The organism is Nostoc sp. DedQUE08 (assembly GCF_034530895.1).
Lineage (GTDB): Bacteria > Cyanobacteriota > Cyanobacteriia > Cyanobacteriales > Nostocaceae > Nostoc.
Genome location: NZ_JAVRCD010000019.1, coordinates 21,506 through 42,188, shown reverse-complemented (window position 1 = coordinate 42,188; position 20,683 = coordinate 21,506). Strand labels below are relative to the sequence as shown.

General features: G+C 40.0%; 16 protein-coding genes. 9 read left to right on the top strand and 7 right to left on the bottom strand.

Going from position 1 to position 20,683, the window contains the following annotated elements:
- Positions 1–14 precede the first annotated feature (14 nt).
- A complete protein-coding gene (locus RMY64_RS14870) occupies positions 15–488 on the bottom strand; it encodes a hypothetical protein (protein ID WP_322700419.1) in 474 nt (157 codons plus the stop codon).
- 319 nt (positions 489–807) lie between these two features.
- The gene (locus RMY64_RS14865) at positions 808–984 is read right to left on the bottom strand and encodes a hypothetical protein (RefSeq protein ID WP_322700418.1); all 177 of its coding nucleotides are present in this window, start codon (positions 982–984) and stop codon (positions 808–810) included.
- A gap of 141 nt (positions 985–1,125) precedes the next feature.
- Here RMY64_RS14865 and RMY64_RS14860 point away from each other — a divergent pair, with 141 nt between their 5' ends.
- Both RMY64_RS14860 and RMY64_RS14855 read left to right on the top strand, forming a co-directional pair.
- On the top strand, positions 1,126–1,335 hold the full coding sequence (locus RMY64_RS14860) for a hypothetical protein (RefSeq protein ID WP_322700417.1): 210 nt from the start codon (positions 1,126–1,128) through the stop codon (positions 1,333–1,335).
- Positions 1,336–1,738: 403 nt separating this feature from the next.
- Positions 1,739–1,903, top strand: coding sequence for a hypothetical protein (locus tag RMY64_RS14855; RefSeq protein WP_322700416.1), 165 nt, complete (start codon positions 1,739–1,741; stop codon positions 1,901–1,903).
- A gap of 63 nt (positions 1,904–1,966) precedes the next feature.
- On the opposite strand, the gene RMY64_RS14850 is transcribed toward RMY64_RS14855, so the two are convergent.
- Positions 1,967–2,659: a hypothetical protein gene (locus tag RMY64_RS14850; protein WP_322700415.1), complete on the bottom strand. Its 693-nt coding sequence runs from the start codon at positions 2,657–2,659 to the stop codon at positions 1,967–1,969.
- 313 nt (positions 2,660–2,972) lie between these two features.
- On the opposite strand from RMY64_RS14850, the gene RMY64_RS14845 reads away from it, so the two are divergent.
- Together RMY64_RS14845 and RMY64_RS14840 are read left to right on the top strand one after the other, a co-directional pair.
- Positions 2,973–3,623 carry a site-specific integrase gene (locus RMY64_RS14845; protein WP_322700414.1) on the top strand — a complete coding sequence of 217 codons (651 nt, stop codon included), beginning with the start codon at positions 2,973–2,975 and terminating at the stop codon, positions 3,621–3,623.
- Positions 3,624–3,660: 37 nt separating this feature from the next.
- Positions 3,661–3,792 carry a hypothetical protein gene (locus RMY64_RS14840; protein ID WP_277926955.1) on the top strand — a complete coding sequence of 44 codons (132 nt, stop codon included), beginning with the start codon at positions 3,661–3,663 and terminating at the stop codon, positions 3,790–3,792.
- A gap of 3 nt (positions 3,793–3,795) precedes the next feature.
- Here the strand turns inward: RMY64_RS14840 and RMY64_RS14835 are convergent, their stop codons facing one another.
- Complete coding sequence (locus RMY64_RS14835) at positions 3,796–7,563, bottom strand: DUF3854 domain-containing protein (protein WP_322700413.1); 3,768 nt, start codon at positions 7,561–7,563, stop codon at positions 3,796–3,798.
- A gap of 1,024 nt (positions 7,564–8,587) precedes the next feature.
- Here RMY64_RS14835 and RMY64_RS14830 point away from each other — a divergent pair.
- The 3 genes from RMY64_RS14830 (at position 8,588) to RMY64_RS14820 (ending at position 13,011) form a co-directional block, all read left to right on the top strand.
- Positions 8,588–10,030 (top strand): NB-ARC domain-containing protein, encoded by a 1,443-nt coding sequence (locus RMY64_RS14830; protein WP_322700412.1) that lies wholly within the window; start codon positions 8,588–8,590, stop codon positions 10,028–10,030.
- Positions 10,015–11,973 (top strand): protein kinase domain-containing protein, encoded by a 1,959-nt coding sequence (locus tag RMY64_RS14825; protein ID WP_322700411.1) that lies wholly within the window; start codon positions 10,015–10,017, stop codon positions 11,971–11,973. Before RMY64_RS14830 ends, RMY64_RS14825 begins: the two co-directional genes overlap by 16 nt.
- Positions 11,974–12,132: 159 nt before the next feature.
- Positions 12,133–13,011: a hypothetical protein gene (locus tag RMY64_RS14820; RefSeq protein ID WP_322700410.1), complete on the top strand. Its 879-nt coding sequence runs from the start codon at positions 12,133–12,135 to the stop codon at positions 13,009–13,011.
- Here the strand turns inward: RMY64_RS14820 and RMY64_RS14815 are convergent.
- Positions 12,972–15,476 (bottom strand): CHAT domain-containing protein, encoded by a 2,505-nt coding sequence (locus RMY64_RS14815; protein WP_322700409.1) that lies wholly within the window; start codon positions 15,474–15,476, stop codon positions 12,972–12,974. The two genes, RMY64_RS14820 and RMY64_RS14815, sit on opposite strands and share 40 nt — an antisense overlap.
- 12 nt (positions 15,477–15,488) lie before the next feature.
- Positions 15,489–17,744, bottom strand: a complete 2,256-nt coding sequence (locus RMY64_RS14810; RefSeq protein WP_322700408.1) for a filamentous hemagglutinin N-terminal domain-containing protein — start codon at positions 17,742–17,744, stop codon at positions 15,489–15,491.
- 208 nt (positions 17,745–17,952) lie between these two features.
- Between RMY64_RS14810 and RMY64_RS14805 the strand changes: the two genes are divergently transcribed.
- Together RMY64_RS14805 and RMY64_RS14800 are read left to right on the top strand one after the other, a co-directional pair.
- The gene (locus RMY64_RS14805) at positions 17,953–18,747 is read left to right on the top strand and encodes a methyltransferase domain-containing protein (protein ID WP_322700407.1); all 795 of its coding nucleotides are present in this window, start codon (positions 17,953–17,955) and stop codon (positions 18,745–18,747) included.
- A gap of 444 nt (positions 18,748–19,191) precedes the next feature.
- Entirely contained in the window at positions 19,192–20,133 is a 942-nt protein-coding gene (locus RMY64_RS14800; RefSeq protein WP_322700406.1) for a hypothetical protein, read from the top strand.
- A gap of 38 nt (positions 20,134–20,171) precedes the next feature.
- Here RMY64_RS14800 and RMY64_RS14795 read toward each other — a convergent pair whose 3' ends face one another.
- Complete coding sequence (locus RMY64_RS14795; RefSeq protein ID WP_322700405.1) at positions 20,172–20,543, bottom strand: hypothetical protein; 372 nt, start codon at positions 20,541–20,543, stop codon at positions 20,172–20,174.
- Positions 20,544–20,683: the final 140 nt, after the last annotated feature.

Sequence of the window (20,683 nt, the reverse complement as noted above, 5' to 3'; positions counted from 1 at the left end):
GAAGTTGTTGTGTTTTAGTTGCAAGCTGCTGTCACATTTGCAAACAGAATGTTTTGAGCAATGAATAACACCAGAGTTATAAAAAATATCCCTACTGGTTGCTGAACCATTTGCGTTACTTCTTGCCCATCACCTAATGCATTGGCAACCTTCACTCCTGATGACACGAAATAAATGAATAACATCACTGTTATCGCTGCGTTTATCACTCCTGGTAAGCCATTTATTAATGCATTTCCTTGAGCCGATGCTCCACCAAACATACACGTCATTGCTATTTGTGCTGGGTTAAACAAACCAAATGCTTGTGCTGGTCTTGTTTGGCTAGCAACAATCAAAGTTGTACCAACCGTATATATCTGATATTGGTATCTCAAACCTACTTTACCAATCAGCTTGGCAATCACCTGATTCTTAGTTTTAGCTCTTTGGCGTGAACCACGTTCCTTTGTATTACTTACCAAAACAATCCCTCCTTTATTTGTCATAAATAGTCAGATAAGTCTAATTGTGTTACCTCGAAACTTAAGAGAAGAATACATTCGTCAGAATCAAGAGTATGCCGATTCAGTGGAAACTCTGGGCGCAGGCTGACTCCGTGTTGCAACACTAAAGCAGAATTTATTTGAGATAAATATTCACCATATTTATTTTCTTTCTACTGGTAGTAACTGGATTATACTATCACATCAAATAAAGCTGGAGGCAAACTTAACAAGCTTTTTTATGAACTTTTCTTACAGGAATGTAAGACAAAATTCAAATATTATCGTCTTACTTTATTCAGTTATTCCTTGATAAGCTTACTCAACAATTAATTTCTCTCTCTCTAATCAGCCTTTTGATTGTGGTTGATAAACTTGTACCCCAATCAGAGGCGATTTTCTCTAACCTTTCACGTTCAAACTCATCTAGATAAACTGGTAAAGAAGCTTTTTTCTTTTTAGAATTCTTCATAGATAACTTATCTCTTACTTTTGACATATTATGCTAATTTCTCTATTTTTTAAGCTAAATATTCTGACTTCTATAATGTTTTTATGATATTATTACAATATTACTTTATTCTCAGGTTATGCGATTACACCCATACTTGTAGGAGCATATTATAAGGGGAGTCAAATTATGCGTTCCAAGTCAAATAAACATAATTCTGCCAGTGTTACACTTCGCGTAGAACCAAAATATGTGAGTGATTTAAAGCTCTATTCACAGGTGGTTGGAAGAAATCAATCTGAGATTCTGCGGGAATTACTTATATCTGCCCTCAACTCCATCCCAGAACATCAAAGAAGAGCTATGGAAATTATTGCTCAGGGCAGAACCTCTAACTGATTGCCAATTCTCACTTGTAGCTCTACTACAACCCTCCTAAGAAAGTGAGGGTTTTATTATTAGTAAGCAAATTTTTTTCAAACTACTAACAGGAGCATAATCTCTGCAAATCCCTGATACTTCATTAACCACACACCAAAAATACTTGTCAATATATATTGAAAAAACATTGGGAGGAAAAAGAGATAAATCTGCTCCCTAACTCGAGCGACGGCAATCCTAACTGATGTACTGAATTAAACCCGTGCCTAACTTCTGAACAGCGATCGCCTGGGCGTGGGCGCTTGAGCCATCGCATCCAAAGACTACTGCTTAACTTACACTTTTAAAATCTATGGCTATTCCAGCAGCACAGTTAAAGATCGGCCAATCAGTAAGGTATTTGATTGGGACTCGAAGTGGTATGAGTGCAGCAATAACCGATATCAGCAAATCATCTCTTAGTCTCAAAAATACTTATATTGTTACTTTGACCTTTGATGATGATTCACTACCAAATCACTTAAAAACACAGCAACTCACTGTTTACGACGAATTGCTTGAAGGTTGTGAAATAATCACATTTTAAAAAATTAAAATTGGCAACAGCAGAGCGCACATTCACTGCGACAAGTTGAAATTAACCAAAATACTAACTTACCGGATGATAAAATCCCGTCTGATAGTTAAATTCCCACCCAATACCGGATCTATCTTTGCCCTTACACCATGCTACAAAAAGCGGTGGGGGGAGTTTAATTCGCTCCTTGCTTACAGTTTCCTCACTTACACCAAGTCTCTTGGCTAAACCTTCTTCAGTTAACGGTTGCATTCTAGGAGTATGCGTTTTGAAGGATGAATTATTGTAGTACGATTTCTGTCCCCGCTTTTGTTGGTTGTTGAGATAGTCTTGAATTTTAATGATCGCCTCAGCCAGCTGTGTCATTCGGGCACACATCCCCTCAATTTTTTCTTCTAAATCGGCGAGGTTATGGATTGCTGTGGTTTGGTTCCTATTAGATTCACTTGATAACTGTGACTCAAGCTTATCAAGTCGTGAGCAAATAGCTAACATCGTTTCATTGGTCGAATTTGAGTAACTATTATTACCAGCAAGTAAGTACTCCTCAACACTTGCCTTAATCTTAAAGTCGAGGCGTTTATCTAAATTATCGCCACCAATTGTATCAAGGTTATCTATATCATCTAGGTAAAATTCGATAAATTGGGTAAGCGTGGCTGTTGCCGTCGTCTCTTTCGACTTACAACGGGCGATAAACTGCTCCCACATTTTTTGGTCACAGTTGAAAGATGCCAGCTTTTTTTTACGCCCTGTATTGCTCATATCTACGTTTCATCTAGGTAAACCTTAACTGTCCACGCTCATTTAATCGCGTAATTTATCATGATAATTACCTTGATGCTACCATCGTCAGCACATTCCTCAACGAAGAGGGAAAGGGGAATGTCCAAACGGTAAAAGAAGCTTTGCTCCCGTTCTTTCCTCCATACGGTATAAAACCCCTGTTTTTAAATTACTGGTTCTCTTTGCCCCTTCCCCCTCATTAGAGGATTGCCTTATCCAATTTTTCATCACCTTAAAACTGTTTTGTTCTGATCGCTGATAGGATTATTAACCATCGGGGGTAGTGCAAGGGGTGAAAATTGACCGTCACGGGAAGGCAAAGGTATTGTCGCCGGAAGAAATCGGGCGTCTGTTTACCGATGGGTTGACTACAGTTAGAGACAGAACACTCGGTGCCGTGATGCTGTACACTGCCTGTCGTGTCTCCGAATGCGTCACCCTCAAAATTCAGGATGTTTATGACAGCAGAAGCAAAGTCAGACCAGAGTTGAATATTCGCAAAGGCAGTACGAAGGGGAAGCTGTCCACTCGTACAATTCCTGTGCTGGATGATCTGCGGCATCACCTGGAATTGTATAAACCCAAAGTTTCTCGTGATAGTTATCTCTTTCCTGGACGCTGGGGCCGTGGTCATTTGCATGAGGATTATGCAGCACTAATTTTTCGGAGAGGGTGCAAACTAGTAGAGATTGAAGGCGCAAGTACTCACAGCTGCCGGAGAACTGCACTGACGTTGATGAGCAATGCAGGAATTCCACTGAGAGTGATTCAGCAAATCAGCGGACATCGAAATTTGGAGCAACTGCAAGAGTATCTCGACGTAGAAGCGTCGCAAGTTCGGGGTGCGATCGCGGCATTGTCGATGCTGACACCGGTGGTAAAAGATAGTAGCAAAAGCGATAGCGCTGCTGATAACAATACTAAGTTGATGACGGATTTCTAGATCGGAAAATATAGGAAAGACGATCTAGACAGGAGTTATGCCAGATAAAGACTATAAGGATTTTCCCAAAAAGTCATTTACAATTCCATCGGCAACACCTCAAGCGATAGCCAATGATAAAAATGAGGCACAGATTGCTCTTTATTTACGTAACTCAGTCGCGGCGTAGGCTTTATCCCTCCATCGGCAACACCTCTTCATTCAGCAAGGCATAAAATTCCGGTACTGCTGCCTCGACAAGTCGCAGTTCATTTGCCGCGATCGCTTCAAGTTCCAGCACGGTATCCCAGCGCAAATCCTCAACCCATCGCTTAAGGATGCCCTTAATCGCGTCCACCCCCTGCTTAATGCCAGAGCGTAGCATTTCCACACAATGAAGTAGAGTAATGCGATCGGTCGGAGGCGACTCAAATTCGGTAGTATCCTCCCCTTGGCAATGGGAGTTCCCTATAGCATCAAGGGGGGGTGTGGATACCAATTCGCAATTGTCAATTCGCAATTCGCAATTTCTTGAAGTTAATTGCGAACTTGTACTGAGCGTAGCCGAAGTAGTGCGAACTGCGAACTGCGTTAGCGAAGCGGGGCGTAGCCCATTGCTCATTGGAGCTTTTTGCTCCCGTTGATGATGGCGATGAGCAATTACATGCATTGCAAATTCTAATTCCTCTTTAGATAAAGAAAAAAGTTTCACCTGTTGCCCCCGTTTACCTTGCTTGCGGAAAGTCAGTTTTAGCCCCAGCTGCTCTAGCATTGTGGCCAGCAACCAAATAGGTTTACAGTCACTGGGAATAGTAAACCCAAGAATTGCTTTGACGTGAACAGCACAATGTATAGCGATCTCCCTCATCTTGAGCAAAGTGGGGTCATCGGCAGTAAATTCATCACCCTTCATTAAACGTTTAAGAATCTGATGCAGCCCCAGATTAAACCGCGCCAACCACCGTGCGGAGTAATTACCCCAGTCGATGCACAAAGGTAGATTGTCCCGTTCGGTGCGGTCTTTTTGGGTGACAATTGTTGGTGGCGTAGGATAAGTTTGCCCAGTTTTGGGGTCAGTAAACGATTCTTCGGGTGGGGCTAAAATGGCCTCAAGTCCGGCTAGGGCTCTAATTAAGCGGCCACCTTTATCCATTTCTACGAGTGATTCGGTTACTTCGATGCCGTAAGAATCAGAAATGCGGAACTTTTCACATTCAAAAATTTCATTAGGGTCAAGGTAATCTTTGCTCTGACGGGCACGGTACTCGCTCAAAGTAATATTCTTGGCCTTGGCAACAGCCGAATTGTGGGCACTATCTAAAGCTTGTGCTGCTGCTTTAAGACTTTCAAGAGATTGAGGATCTGAATCACTGCCCACATATATAAAGGTATTGCCCATTTCGGTGAGGAGCGATCGCAAATCATCACGCAGATTATTAAGAGAATAGTGGCGGTTAGCCATAATTTGGCAGTAAGCCTCAAGCGCCCAATCTTTCTCTGCTCCGCGTTTGCCTGTTTGACGGTCAATCCGCAACAGAAAAGCGGTCATTTCATTGGTTTGGAGCAAGCGCTCTTTAATCTTGGATGCGTTTGTATCTTGGTAGCCAAAGGGAGGACGCGGGGCCACCCAAATATGAAACGGGACTTTTGGACGATAACGGTAAAGCTGTTGGGCACATTCGGTAGCAGTTTGGGAAACGCCGTGAAACACACCGAACACTAAATCAAAATGATACTCAGAAATATCAACCCCAGTACCGAGACTGGGAGAGGTGAACAAGGCATCAAAGTTTTTGACGGCGTTGGTGATATCTTTGATGAAAGCGACATTCTCATCACTGCCAGAATTGTCAGAGTGAACCGACCAAATGCGGTATGAAGTCCTACGGGCTGGGCAAGGGGTAAGGGGTAAGGGGGAAAGGACGGAGGAGGAATCTGTTAATTCTTCCTTTTCCCGGTTACTGAGCGCAGTCGTTGGCGTAGCCTCTCCAAGAGTTGTATCCCCTTTAACATGCACCCTGCCAAGTTCACTTAGCGAACTACTAGATTCTTCGTACTTGATAGTAAAGGATTTGTCGAGTTTTTTGATAAAACGCTTACTGTCACTTGCAACCATGACTTTCTCACCAAGCATTAACGCTGCCGAGATTTGGGCGACTAGAGCGCTTGAATTATCCCCCTCGTACCAATAAATTGTGCGTGAACCGTTTCGCCATTCGTTTTTAATGATGTAAGGTACTTCACCTTTTGGTCGCATTGCAAGAAAGAAGTTTACCGTTAAATCATCCATGTGTGCATCGGCAATCACCACTAACGGCGCGTTGTATACTATATATTCCAGTACCTCCAAGATGGCGGCGCGATGTTGTTTGCAAGTATTACTGTGTAGTAGGTGGGTGAGGTATTGGCAGGCTTCATCTATAAATATGCAGCCGTAGGTGAGAGACTGGGTATTCAGCTTATGCAAACTGTCAATAGTAATACTAAGGGCTTGGGCCTGGGCTAAACCTGTGTAACCCAAGTCGGAGTACATGGCAGTTTTGAGTCGTTCGGCAAGATTTTTCAGCAAGTTAACCCGATGCCCATTGTTGAGGAACCGCGCGTCGGGGTTTTGGTCACGCCACCAGCGCATAAGTTCAGTTTTACCAGTACCCATGTCGCTCCAGAGTACGACTAGTCCTGATTTTGGAAAATTGAAGCTAGGGGATTTCTTCGATTTGTCTGAATCAACTCCGCCAGAATCTATAGACTTCTCCTTTCTGAAATGTCCTTTAACCGAAGGTGTAAACAATTGTTCTTGTGCAATATCATAAAGCTCAGGGACGGATGAGCATTTTTCTTCAAGGTCAGGAATGCACAAAGCCTCAGAAAGATACTTAACATTAACAGTGACATCTGGTTTGTATTTGCTAAGTCCCCATTTCTTAGCCCGATATGAGCGCTGGTAATCAGGAAGTGATTTAGCATCGTCTATAATTGCAGTCAGCAGAGCATTGGCATCTTCACCCCTGGCTACCACGAAATCATCTACACCTTTTTCTGGCCCCGGCAACAGCGCAACTTCACATTCAGAACCTGCCGATTCGATTGCTTTTGCAGTGCGAACAGTGGCTTGAAACACCGACCACCTGGTTTTAGAAGAAGTTTCGTAGTCGAATAAAATAATGAACCTGCGTCCCGCCTGAGCCATTGGTACTAAGTCAGGATGCAACCGTTCATCAAAATCCTGTTTGCCCACGCGCCCGTTCCAAATTCCCGGAAGTGCGATCGCTACAAACCCTAAACTAAGCAAGCAAGCGGCTTTCTTCTCACCCTCGCATAAGATAATCGGAATCTCTGGATGTTGCTTTACCCACTCCCAAAATATTAGTGGATTGAGTTGATCCAGCAAGCGCAGCGCTAAAAGCGAATGATAGCGCTTAATTAGATAGCGTTTTGCAACTTTGTCCCAAATGGGGTTAGCGACATCAAAGTAGGTAACACGGTTGGGGGTTTTGGGGGGTGACTCGTACTTAACTGGCTTGCCTTTTTGCCAATCAATGCGCGGGAAGTTGGGCTTGATCCTTCCCCACTCCATCGGTTGCCAGTTTTTAAACGGGTCAAGTGACTGAATCCAGGTTCCACCCAGTAATAGGTGCTGATACATTTTGATGTATCCATCTGTTACCCGACCCGCATTCTTGCGTGGGATTTTATCAGATATGAACAGGAAATCATAAACTGATTCTCCCTCAACGTGAAAGAAGTTGCGCTTAATCAACGCCGGATGAATGGCGCTACCAGCTAACAACTCATGGTATTCCGCAGCCGTGAGATTGTTTAGATATTCAGTTGGAGAGGCTGCGCCTGGGTCAAGGGTAACGGGCAAAGGGGAAGGGGAGGAAGAATTTGTTAACTCTTCCCCATCCCTTTTCCCTTTTCCCTTTTCCCTTTCCCCCGTTTTCTTCGGGGTATGGTTCATCGGTTCTCTCCAAGGAATTTTTTGGAGAGAACTCTTTCAAGCTGCGAAACCCTTACTCTAGCCTGGATATTCCGAAAATTTCCCTTCGTCACAGCACAAAATTGCCATGCGAAAGCTGCACTCGACCCCATGCGCTCTACTACTGCGCTCTTGGGGCGTTCTCTGTTTGTCATGATATTTTCCCCTGATAACTCGGTTGACAAGTTCAGAGGGGGTTGGATCAGTTATCAGTTATCTAATCTTGGACTCTACTCCCAACTGATAACTGGTAACTATTATTCGCGCTACCACTGCTTTTAACTACAAAATTCGGGATATTTCTTAACCAAACTTAACTTTACCTAAAATTTATGAATTTCGACAGCAAAAACACACCGCAGGGAATGGACTTTCCAGGCGGCAGACCCTATAATGGATCTGGTAGCGCGGTAAAAACTCTCGGACAATTTAGTAGTCGCACCAGTGGCCAAACTTTAGCGACAACTTCTTTTGTTCCTTCGAGATCAAACCCGCTCTAGATCAATATGAAATTTGCAATACGTAGAAAGCGCGACTCCTTAGTGGCGCTTTCTGCATTAAACAGTCGTACTGTTGTATCTTCACCTCCATGCCTCCTTTCAATTAGCTTGATTTTACAGAAGTTCTGGTCGTCTTACTCGGTCGAGGTAAGAGCTTTCATTCAAATGTATTCGCAGAAGATATTTGGTTTAAGTTAAGATACCTAAACACAAGCTTTTCAAAACAAACCCATTGAATTAATCAGTGATCAAAAATACCCGCAGGCGGTGTTCCTTGGTTGACGTTGGTCAACTTCTTTCACACTTTTATGCTCAAGCTAGACCGGATAATGTACTAGAGATGCGTTAAATCTCCCTATTAAGATGTAGCATTTAAATCAATATAGCCCAGAAAGGTAATTTGAGAACCTAGCTTCAGTTAATAATTGTGAATTTTGTAGATGTTTTAAGTACTATGGAGTAAAATATAACTTTATATATACCTACTTACGTAAGGAAAAGTCGGCATGAATTCAAGCCAAGTTTTAGACGTAAAAAGAGTATTAGCTGTATTAGAAGAACAAGTGTTTCAATCTACGGGAAGGTATTTAACAGAAGTAGAAAAAGTTCTTATTAAGGGAGTTTGGGATAGTAAAGATTATAAAGAGATGGCAAGTGATTCGGGGTATAACGCATACTATTTGCAGCAGAAAGTAGCTCCACCACTATGGAGTATGCTTTCAGTAATTATTGGTGATGGAGTGAAAGTAACAAAAATATCTTTGAAATCTATTTTGCTTAAGCTAGCAAAGAGCGATTATCGGAAGGAAGAGGCATCCAGATTGGATAACGATAGTTTCGTTGGCAATATTAGAATTTATGGGGAACTACCTAAAATAAAATCTTTTTATGGACGAAAGGATGAAATTAACTATTTTAAGAAACAAATTACTCTATTTAAAGAACGCTGTATAGTTTTTACTGGAGTTGGAGGAATAGGAAAAACTTTATTAGCCTCTAGATTGGTTGAAGAAATAACTTTTGATTCTTTAAGTAGTATATATGAATGTATAATCTGGAAAACAATTAATCATTCTTTGTCAATTGATGAGTTAGTCATTGATTTAAATAAAATTTTTCAAGTAGACATAGAAGCAAGTGAAAACTCTTTTATAGATAGCATATCTTTACTATCAAAACAGCTTCACTTACATCGTTGTCTACTAGTAATTGATGGATTTGAAAAGCTATTGTTAGCCGATGATTTTGGAAAAAGATTACAATATGAAAAATTCCTTTTAAAACTTACAGAAGGGAAGCATGAAAGCTGCATTATTATAACAAGTCAGTTGCCTTTAAAAGAATTTGCTTCTGTGACTACAAAACTACCTATTCGGTCTTTCAAATTAGAAGGTTTAGATGTAAACGCAGGAATGCAAATATTACAAGAAAAAGGTTTAACTGGACAGGAATGTAAGCGATTAGTTGAAAATTATTCTGGGAATCCATCAAGTTTAGAAGCGTTGGCTGATAGAATTAATCGTTTTTTTGAGGGGAATGTGAAAACATTTTTTAGATATCAAACTACTATGATTGATCCTCAACTTGAAACAATGCTACATCAGCAATTTGGACAAGTTGGACTTTTAAGTAATCTTCAAAGGCAAATAATGATTTATTTGGCAGAAGAAATGTCAGAAAACTCGACTTATATTCAATTCTCTAAACTCATTGATAATTTAAAAGAGCGAGTAGATTTCAAGTTGTCAGTTTTTGAACTAATAACAGCAATAGAAGTTTTAGAACAACGCTCGTTAATTGAAATTGCTGGTAAATCAAACAAACGAGAAGCTAGTTATAGTTTACAAGCATCTATTAAGAAGTATATTTTAGTTGATCCATTGGGATTAGTGCATAAAATACCAGATACAATACAAACAAGGGAAGTTACCTTGTGGGCTACTGCATAAATCCTCTTTGTACCCAACGTTATAATCCTGATAGCGCTGAAAATTGTTTAGCATGTGGAAATCCATTGATAATAAACGGGCGTATTCGTTTGCTACGCCCATTGCGTTCTTTGGAGCAAAATCCATATACTTACACAGATGTCTTTGAAATTGAGGATATTGGCACAGAAGAACATCCTCAGCCTCAAATAAGAGTAATGAAAGTATTAAGATGGATTGATGATTCTAAGTTAGTTGAGCTACTTAAAAGAGAATCACTCATATTACAAATCTTAGACCATCCTGGAATTCCCAAGTCTAATAGGGAAGATTATTTCACATTTAGGCTGAATGATAATCTTCTAGAACTACATTGTCTAGTTATGCATAAGTTTGAAGGAGAGAATTTAACTCAGTGGGTACAATCTTATGGACGAATTAGCCAAGAAATGGCTTATGAATGGTTATTACAGTTGATGGAGATTCTTGATTTAGTTCATCGGTCTGGTTTCTTCCACAGAGATATCAAACCAGAAAACATTGTTCATCAACCCGACGGGAATTTAGCACTTGTTGATTTTGGTGGAGCAAGACAGCTTAGTAGAACCTACTTTGCCAAAGTCAGTACCAGTGGAGGAACTACTACAGGATTCGGTAATGGTTACGGAATAACTGCTGTTAGGACAGCTTGTTACTCTCCCTTAGAGCAAATTCATGGACAAGCCGTACCACAGTCAGACTTTTACGCTTTAGGTAGAACTTTTGTTTACTTAGTCACAGGTATTTCTTTGATTGAAATCAAAATGGACGAGCAGACAGGAAGACTAATTTGGAGAGATAAAGCACTTCACATAGATAAATTTCTGGCTGATTTACTTGATGATATGATGGCTCCTTTTGTTGGGCAGCGCCCACAAAGTACTCAAATAATAATACAGCGTTTGGAGCGCTTACCTAATCAATCAAAGTTTAATCGAGTAATTAAATCAAAGCCGTTTCAACTGAGTGTGTTTGTATTAGGTTTACTAAGTATTGTTGGTTTGATATATGCATCCCTACCTCTAGTAGCAAAATATTATTTAGATTCCGGTAAAAAAGCTTATAAAGAAAATCAAATTGACCAAGCTGAGAACGATTTTCAAAAAGCAGTATATTTGAATACTAGCTTAAAATACACAGTAGCAGATTATTTTTTAAATCAAGGTAAAGAAGCTTATAAAGAAAATAGGATTGCTGATGCTGAAAAAGACTTTCAAAGAGCAATAAAGTATGAACATAATTTAAATAATTCAGTCTCAATTTTTTACTTTGAGAAGGGTTTACAGCATCAAAATAACCCTAAGATTGCTAGAAAAAATTACGAGCTAGCTATAAAGTACAACCCGAAAGACGATACTGCGTATAATAATTTAGCAATTGCGTGTCAGCAGTTATCTGACTATAATTGTGTTAACAAAACTTACGAAATAATTTTTAAGTTAAAACCTAATAAATGGGAATCACATTACGGATTAGGTGATTTTTATGATGGACAGGGAGAATATGATTTAGCAGAAAAGCAATATGAAATTGCTATTAAAAGTAGCGATCAAGCTATATTTGCTGTTGCGGCTTTAGCAAGATTGAAAAATAAAAAAGGGGATCATAGAGCAGCAGCTACTTTAGCTTTAAAAGGTTTGCAGAAGACTAACAATCGGGAATTACAAGCATCGCTGTATAAAGATTTAGGATGGGCAAGGTTAATGGAAAATAAGTTAACTGAAGCCGAAAGATATCTAGAAAAAGCAACAAAGTTAGATAGCGAAAGAACAGATGCATATTGTTTGCTATCTCAAATAGAAGAATCATTAGGTCAACTTAATTACGCCAGAGCTTATATAGATGCTTGTATCTTGACTAAATCTAGCCTACCAGAAGTGTTTCGCTGGAGACAAGAACTGCTAGATCGGATACTTGATAAATGATAAGATGCTCAAACAAATTATGTTTGTAAAACAATGAAAAAGCTGATGTTTTTTGGGGGAATGTGCTGTTTAACTTCTCTAATACTAATTCATCTACCATTGCTAGCAAATGTACCGCTCATAAGAGTAAGAAGAAATCAGGTTCATTGTGATCCACAAATGGGAAGGATAATAAGTAAGGGTCACAAGCACTTGTCAGCAGGGAGCTTAATTTGTAAGGGAGATACGATAGAAGTTGTGAATGGTGATTATGTAGAATTTTTATGCTTTAGTTCTGGAAACATTTTAAATTTATCTAGTGGAACTATTCCTCTTGATAAATGTGCAGAACCTGACGAAGCCTTATCCACTTGCAATCCAACCAATACTAATGCGTGTCACATACGAAAAGGTGGCACAGAAGGGAGCGATGAGCCAACAATCATTTCTCCTTATAGCACATCAACATTGAATTCCCGTCCAGAAATAACTTGGACTGCTGTTAAGGGTGCTACTTCTTACAAAGTCAAAGTAAAAAGTTACGAGTTTGGATGGGAAAAAGTTGTAAATCAAACTCGGCTTGCCTACCCAAGTGATGAAAAAGAATTTCAACCGGGTACTCCATATACAATAGATGTCTTTGCATATATTGATGGTCAAGCTTTTAGCTATGATGAAACGTTTGTGGACGTATTGTCTGTAGCAAAGCAAGAACAAATTGCACAAAAGATTAAACGCATCAAAGACTTAGGGCTACCTCCAGATGAAACTATTCTTGACGTAGATGCTATTTATACGGCAGAAAATCTTTTAAATGAAACAATTGAGATGTTAAAAATGGCAACAGCAACTAATAGCCAAAATCCGACTCTTTACAGAGTACTGGGCGATCGCTATCTGAAGGCCAAGTTGCCAAAGGAGGCGAAATCCGAATACATCAAGGCATCTGAGTTAGCGAAAAGCAGCAATAATTCCAAAGAGTTCCAAAAAGCCCAATTAGGGCTACAAGTAGTGGAATTTTACAACCAGCTTCCAACCAGGAGGAACCCACCCCAATAATAAGCCTTCTTATATTTAGGATTTGACAGTAAACTTAATTGCGCCTGACGTAGTGCTTCTGCTTTTGGCAAGCCATTGTTCAAACCTTTATAAAATTCTTGCATAAGCAAAGCGGTAGAATCGGCATCCACGCGCCACAAAGTAGCAACAGTACTACGCGCTCCTGCGGTAGCAGCCATTCCTGCAATACCCATTGCTGACTGCTTGTTGCCTTTAGCTGTTTCGCAGGCGCTGAGAACAAGTAACTCAATTGCATCTTGACTATTTTCAGTTTTACCTCTGATTAAGCTGTCAAAGTCCCTAATATTAATTAGCTTGTCATAGGCTACTAGTACTGTTTTGAGTGGGTCAGAACTAAATTGACCGTGGGTAGTAATATGTACAATAGGAAAATTATTTTGAGTTAGTTCTTCTTTAAACCTTTTAAGGGTAAACTTCTTGTCTAACAAGGCAACTGACGATTTAGTTTGTTTTTCTACATTTTCTATTTCTTGTTTAGATGGGAGCAAATTCTCCATATTTTTAGGTGCATTTGGATCTATAGAACTGGGGCTTAGTTTTGATAGTCCAGCTATTAAAGCTATCATCTGGTTTTCATGTAAGACTCTAGGTTGTCTAATTCTGGAACCTAAAGTTTCTGCAATACTGTAACGCTCTATTAAATAATGTTTTCCATCATATAACAATGCCATTGGTATGCTTTGGAAAGATTTATCTAAAGTGAATACGAGTGTTCCTGATGGGGGTAGATATGTTTTTATTGGTGCAATTAGCTTTTCATAAATTCCTTGAGAAGAAGTAGTAATACTACTTTCGCCTACTTCAGAAAAATTTTCATTTTGTAAAGCTTCTAAAAGATGATCTATCTGGAATCGAACTAGTTTAGATTCAATAGAATGGTGGTGAAGTGAGCCATCTGTTGACTGAGCAATTACTTCTATAGTATCCCCTAAATCAATAATGTGAATTACTGTTGGGGCGCTCTTGAGGTTCTGAAGCTGATTCAAAGCAACAAGGTCAAGCTTGCCACATCTGAGAAAGTTTTCTAAGCGTGCTATCTGCAATCCTTCATTTATCTCTATTACTCTTTTTAAATCAGGATTAGGTGATGTTAAGAGTAATCGCATATAATTACGATATGTCGGCTCCATTTCTGACTGAAAAGAGAACTGCAAATCTCCGTTAGTTGACAAAAGACTATCACGCACTTCAGTCATGTTTGTGATCGCAGCATTATAGTTCTGAATCGCTAACTCAGTTTTTCCCTGCTTTTGGTAAATTAGTCCTAACTGCTGCTGCCATTCGTAAGCAATATCCAAAGCCCGAATTGATTGAGCGAATCTTAAAGCCTTCGTAAAATATGCCTGTTTTTGTTCTGTTTGAGTTGATACTTTACCCAAAGTACCAAAACTATAGGATAACCATCGGATACTATTAATAGTTTCAGCCATTTTCAATGCTAATTTAGCATATCGAATCGCTACTGATTTCAATTGTTCATCTGGTATCTGGCTGAGGTTATTAGCAAAATTCAACCGAGCATGAATAGATGGCTCAGGTGATAACTCCAAAAAGGCAGAAGAATTGCCATCTATTTGATTTACCAATACTCTAATTTGTTGATTAACTTTCTGATGGAGGTTCACTTGATTTGGTTGATGACTGAGCCATTTTTCCCAACTGATCAGTAAAGTTAAGTGATTCAACTGAGCTTGCAGTTTAGCTGATTTTGAGATATTTGGGATGTTTTCTAGTGTTTGGTAATACCAGAGTGATTTTTGCGCTTTTTGTGGAATAATGTTAGCAATCTGCTCTCGAAAAAGTGGTTCCTCTATCCAAGAATATTTATCTTGTAATTGCTGATAAATTGTCTGTTCAATATTACCTAGAGACAGATAAATCCCACTAATCTTTGATGAAGATACAAGTTTTGCTAGCGTTAACGTTTCTTGTAGAACTGTTTCAGATTCATTTAACTTTCCCAAAATCCGCAAGACTTCTCCGAGATTCTGTAATCCAAGTAAGTTAACCGATGTTGCTTCCTGCTTACCAATTAATGTCGTGAGTTGCTCTTTTTGAGTAAGAGCAGGTTGCTGCAAAGTCGTGTCGCAAATACCTAAAATTGTATTAAAGTTTAAAGCTTCTAAAAGTGTATTGCAAGCTTGTTTATGTAATCCTAATGCTTGGAAAGCAAGGTTTTGATTAATCAGGCTTTCCGTAATTCCCTCTTGGTCGTTTAGTTGGCGATATATTTTGGTAGATTCCTGCCAAGTTTTTAAAGCTTCATTCGCCTGATCTAGAGCTAATTGTTCGTGACCTGATGAAGTCAGGGATGCCGCTTGATTTTTGAGAAATTCTTTTTCTTTTTTTACAGTCTGGGCAGGGGAAGAGGATTGAATTAAAATTAAAGACAGCCCTAGAATGCCTGAGAAAAGATATTTAAAGCAACATTGAAGTGAGATCATTTTTATATCTTTTTACCACTGAAATTCTGAAAAACAAGAACTTGCAGACAGTGAAGCATTATCCCAGGTTGGATTTGCTTGGTCTGTTGTCAAAACTAAATTTCCTTGAGAATCCCGAATCAAAACGTTGGCTTCTATGATTTGTGTAACTTGGTTACTTCTTAATGATTTTGGATTATGTGAATTATTCAAAGCTGGAACTGGAACAGAGTTACTTTGCTCAACATTGTTAGACATCAGGTTATTAGGCTTAGATTGGAGATTGCGAGTACTACTAACTCGAAAACTATTTACTTCTGTGCCTGCTCGTGCCTGACAAACTGGGGTGATTTCAGGAGTTATTGGAATTACTTCTGCTTTTAGTTGACTAGGGGTAATGTTAGTATCAGCGATGTTATATTGAACAGTACCGTTAATTCCGTACTTGGAACTAGCTGTTATTAAGCTATTAAGGGAAAGGAATAGTCCCTTAGCATTAATTGTGATATTCCCACCACGACCCTCAAAGGCATTTGCGGTGATGCTGCTATTTTTTATTGCAACTAGGATATCTGTGTTGATAGTGATGTTGCCGCCGTCGCCATTACCCCCAGCAGTCGCAGTAATGATACTGTCACGTAATTGTAAGTCACCAGAGTGTAAGAAAATGTCGCCTCCTTCGCCCTTGGTGCCGCCTTCTGTGCCAGCTGTGATAGTACCTCTGTCTAGATTGATACTGTCTGCGTTGATTCGGAGGGTTCCTGCATTTCCTTGTCCTGGCTGAAAGTTGAGATTTTTTGGAATTTTTTCACCACCAATATTTACTCTCCCACCATCAGTGACAGTTAATCGTTCTGCTTCGATTGTCAGATTTCCGGCCTTTCCAGTTCCTCCAGTTCGAGCTGATATTCTGCTAGGAGAATTACCAGTTAATGACTTTCCGGTTACTTGCACTTCTTTGTCAGCAGTGATAGATACGTTGCCTCCCGAACCCTGCCCAAATGTGCCTGATGATATCACTCCTCCAGAGCGTAGACTTAACCGCGCAGTTTCAATCTTGATGTTACCGCCAGAACCGGTAGATCCTCGTTGGGCCAAACTTGTTATGGAACTGCCTGCATTCGCTGTTGGTTTTCGCAGCACTTCTACTGAATCATGAGCTAAGACCTCTATGGAACCAGCATTTCCGAAGCCATACGTACCAGCAGCGATCCCTGCTCCATCCCGGACATTTAACCGCCCAGTTTCAATATTGATGTTGCCACCAGATCCGGTAGCTCTTGGGTAAACTAGGCTCGATATACCAGTGTTGAAAAACGAATCAACTTCTGTTAATCCTACAAGGTTCACTGAATCTGAAGCATTAATTTTCAATGTTCCTCCCGTTCCTGCTCCTAATGTGCTGGACTCAATCTGAGAACCACCGTCTAGCATTAGCTTCATGGCTTGTATTTGTATATTGCCACCACCATTTCCACTGGCATCAACTGCTGCTGCTCCAGACAACTGGATCTCTCCAAAGGCTGAGATGCTTGAATATCCCAACGTCCAGCCTTTATCTGTAGGAATCAGGTTGACCAAACCCGCTCCAGCCACGCTGCCTAATTCAATCTGTCCCCCTGTTGTTTTAAGCGTTCCACGTGAGAGTACTATATCACCACCCACCAAAGCTAAGGTTTGATTTGGCTGCACGCGCAAACCAGAACTAGTATCTATGAGGTCTGAAGTTTTTCTTATACCTTGGCCGTCTCCAAAGACGCGAATATTTCCAGGATTTGTCCCAAATCCTAATCCCACAGGCACGCTCACTGTCAACAACGGTTCTGCACCACTAAGGGGTTTAGCATCGAAGGAGATGCCATCAGCAAATTTAATATTACTAGCAGTAGTGCCGAAAAACGAGCCGCCAATGTTCAGTGAAGCATTCGGCCCAAAAATAATCCCATTGGGATTAATAAGAAATACGTTGGCTATGCCGTTAGCTCGAATTAAACCATCAATATTAGATATTGAGCTACCCGTCACTCTTGTCAAAATGTTTTGGATATCTGGGGCATTTTTGAAGTAGACTGCGCTTCCTGTGGGTACAGAAAACTGTCCAAAGCTATGGAACAAATTGCTTCCGACTTGGGTTCCTCCCGTTATCGCACTGGTATTATTACTCTCTCGTGTGACGCTGGAGTTGACTCTTAGGGTTACATCGGGAACAATTTGTGCCGCAATTGGCTCCCAAGGCAATAGACAAAACAAGGTGCTGCCCTTAATAAGCCAGGATAAAGCTTTTGTCATAAATCATGGTAAAAGTTTCTCGGTTGGTCTCTGAATTATTTTTAGTACAGACTTGCACCCTACACCCGAATGATTACCAATTATACAGATTAATAGTAGCGGTAGCGTCTTGTCAAATTGGATTGGAGACAGAGGCTTTTTCTCTAGTGGTAAAACTGTTAATATTTTCTAAAATCCGAGCGAAAGCGATCGGGAGCAAAATACGTTTGTGGATTTATCAGTGATGAACAGAAAACGTAGTGAGTCCTTTAATGAAGTTGCAGAAATCTATGATGCAGCACGCCCTAGCTATCCATCTCAACTGATTGAAGATGTAATTGAGATGGCTAATCTTCCAGATTCAGCTTCAATTTTAGATATTGGAACAGGGACAGGTAAGGGAACTGTTCCATTTGCTGAAAAGGGCTATACTATCTGCTGTTTAGAGCCAGGTGAAAGACTGATTGCAATAGCATCTCAAAATATGCGTTTATATCCAAAGGTGACATTTGAGACAGTGACTTTAGAGGATTGGAACTTACGCCCAAAAGCCTTTGATTTAGCAATATCTGCTCAAGCCTTTCATTGGGTAAATCGTGAAAAAGGGTATCCAAAAGTTGCACAAGCTTTAAAAGAAAAAGGTTATATTGCGTTTTTTTGGAATTTCTCTATTTTACCCGATACTTTAATATTTCAGGCGCTAAAAGAAACGTTTACAAAATATGTATCTACAACAATATCTAATGCTAAACCATCCTCAGTTGAATCACTAATAAAAAAAAGACAAAACTGGATATTAAATAGTTTTTGTTTCAAAAACCTAGTGATAAAACAATATCCTTGGTCTATTGATTATGATGCAGAGCGATATCTAGGTCTTCTGAAAACTCAAACTGCTTATCAAGAATTTACTGAAACTGAAAAGCAGGATTTTTCTGATGCTATTATACAGATATTAAATGTTCATGGGGGATATGTTACTAAACCCTATTTATCAGTTCTTTTCTTTGCTCAAAAAATTTAAATAAGCCCTTTCATTCTAAATAAAACTAAATATCGACTGTGGATTACAACTCATCTCAAACCCGATACGGAAAAACTACGGGTTTTAACCTAGATGAGATTTATATAGTCATCCAAAATGCAATACTCGCTGTCAAATAATCAATCATTAGCCGTTGTTTTACCCGTGTGTTAAGAGGGTATTTTCTAGAATAAGCTGAAATTGAATTCAGTTGTCAGAAGTCAGAAGTCAGAATTGAATTCAGGCTCCTGACTTATAAAGTATTTCTTGTTAATCGTGGTATTAGACTGATTTTCGTCAAAGTATTCTTTCATCGGTGCAAAATATAAAAAGTAATGAAAAACCTCATCCTTTAAACAGGTTGGGGGCATAAATAAAAACTCTATATTCCATGATGACACAATTCAATATTTGTTCGACTGCTGTCAGTTTGGAGGTGCGGCAATGAACAAACCACCATCTAGACGCAAGAAAGTTATCCCTGCGGTATCTGGCGAACCAAAACCAGCAAGCGACTCTGCAAAAAAAGATCCTTCTTCGCACGAAAATCCAGCTTCAGCAACGATTACGGTTACTGCTGTTGAAATAAGAGAGTTGACCGAGGAAGAGCAAAGCGAACGCCTGCATTTAGAGCGCCGTGTGGAACGTGCATTTTTGTCAGCGGGTCAGGCGCTGATGGAGTTGCGGGATCGCAGATTGTACCGTTCCACGCACCAGACTTTTGAGGAGTATTGCCGCGATCGCTTCAATTATAGTCGTGATGCAGCGTACTTAAAGATTTCGGCTACTGTGGTTTATGAGAATCTTCAAAAGTTTTTGCCGACCATTGGTCGGCAAATTCCAATGCCGACCAACGAACGACAATTGCGGTTTTTGGCGAAAGCAGAGTTGGAACCGGCTGTGCAAGCGGATGTATGGCAACAGGCAGTAGAGCAAGCTGGGAATAAGATTCCATCTGGTCGCATAGTGAAAGATATTGTAGATAGGATACGTGAAAGCACGAAAGTACCCAATCCTTACCATATTGGTGAAATTTGCATTCTTCTGCCCAGAGATAATCCAGACTTGAGGGGTAAAGCGGGTTATTGGGGAGTGGTAACTCATGTTGGCGAATATAGTTATACAGTCCAGACATGGGACGGCGACTACACTGTAAAAATCGAACACCTGAAGTTACTGGAATTGCTTGATGAAGATTGCCAATTCATGCAGCAGTTATGTGTGAGATTACGGCAGTTGCATCAAGTGGCCAGCCGTGACTCTTCTGTGGATTGGCTGTTGCAGGGGTTGGGAAAACAAGCCAAACCTTATCTGTCATCCTTGCAGGCAAAGCTGCTGGCGGCTGTTGAAAGGGAGTACAAAATCGAGTGGAAGCAACAAAAATGATGGTGCAGCGAGGAAACAATAATTTAATGCAACGAAGTTTACTTATCGAGTTTAGTTTCAAATATTTCTCGCCACAATTCAAATTCTGGACAATTACACCAAAGGGTAACGAACCCATCAAAAAGTTTAATTCCTGAATTTTGAACTCCCCTTGGGAGAACTTGGATCAAGATAGGAATATCCAAATCACATTTCCAATTTTCTATTTCTTTTTGAATTTGGGCAATAGTGTCTTGATGGAATCCTCGGTCGTTGTTAGAACATTGAACAAGTAAACATCCACTATCAGAATCTTTGACTCGCTTGAGCGAGAAATTAATCTGCGTCCACATTGATTGGACTTCATTGAAAATATTAGGCAAGCCATAGTGATTGCCTAATATTGCCTTTCGGCGTTTCGATTCACCCATAAGTCCCCCTCAGCAATACAAATTTTGACAAGGATGACGAAGAAGATAAGAAATCTCCTGACGACGAGTAAGCTCAATAGCGCTCAGACTAACCCTCTGGGGGTTATTAATTACTAATACTATTGTAACAATAAATCAAG

Excerpts from the sequence above, each read along its gene's own strand:
- RMY64_RS14870 (WP_322700419.1), bottom strand. The coding sequence starts at position 488 with ATGACAAATAAAGGAGGGATTGTTTTGGTAAGTAATACAAAGGAACGT.
- RMY64_RS14865 (WP_322700418.1), bottom strand. The coding sequence starts at position 984 with ATGTCAAAAGTAAGAGATAAGTTATCTATGAAGAATTCTAAAAAGAAA.
- RMY64_RS14860 (WP_322700417.1), top strand. The coding sequence starts at position 1,126 with ATGCGTTCCAAGTCAAATAAACATAATTCTGCCAGTGTTACACTTCGC.
- RMY64_RS14855 (WP_322700416.1), top strand. The coding sequence starts at position 1,739 with ATGAGTGCAGCAATAACCGATATCAGCAAATCATCTCTTAGTCTCAAA.
- RMY64_RS14850 (WP_322700415.1), bottom strand. The coding sequence starts at position 2,659 with ATGAGCAATACAGGGCGTAAAAAAAAGCTGGCATCTTTCAACTGTGAC.
- RMY64_RS14840 (WP_277926955.1), top strand. The coding sequence starts at position 3,661 with ATGCCAGATAAAGACTATAAGGATTTTCCCAAAAAGTCATTTACAATT.
- RMY64_RS14835 (WP_322700413.1), bottom strand. The coding sequence starts at position 7,563 with ATGAACCATACCCCGAAGAAAACGGGGGAAAGGGAAAAGGGAAAAGGG.
- RMY64_RS14830 (WP_322700412.1), top strand. The coding sequence starts at position 8,588 with ATGAATTCAAGCCAAGTTTTAGACGTAAAAAGAGTATTAGCTGTATTA.
- RMY64_RS14820 (WP_322700410.1), top strand. The coding sequence starts at position 12,133 with ATGGGAAGGATAATAAGTAAGGGTCACAAGCACTTGTCAGCAGGGAGC.
- RMY64_RS14815 (WP_322700409.1), bottom strand. The coding sequence starts at position 15,476 with ATGATCTCACTTCAATGTTGCTTTAAATATCTTTTCTCAGGCATTCTA.
- RMY64_RS14810 (WP_322700408.1), bottom strand. The coding sequence starts at position 17,744 with ATGACAAAAGCTTTATCCTGGCTTATTAAGGGCAGCACCTTGTTTTGT.
- RMY64_RS14800 (WP_322700406.1), top strand. The coding sequence starts at position 19,192 with ATGAACAAACCACCATCTAGACGCAAGAAAGTTATCCCTGCGGTATCT.
- RMY64_RS14795 (WP_322700405.1), bottom strand. The coding sequence starts at position 20,543 with ATGGGTGAATCGAAACGCCGAAAGGCAATATTAGGCAATCACTATGGC.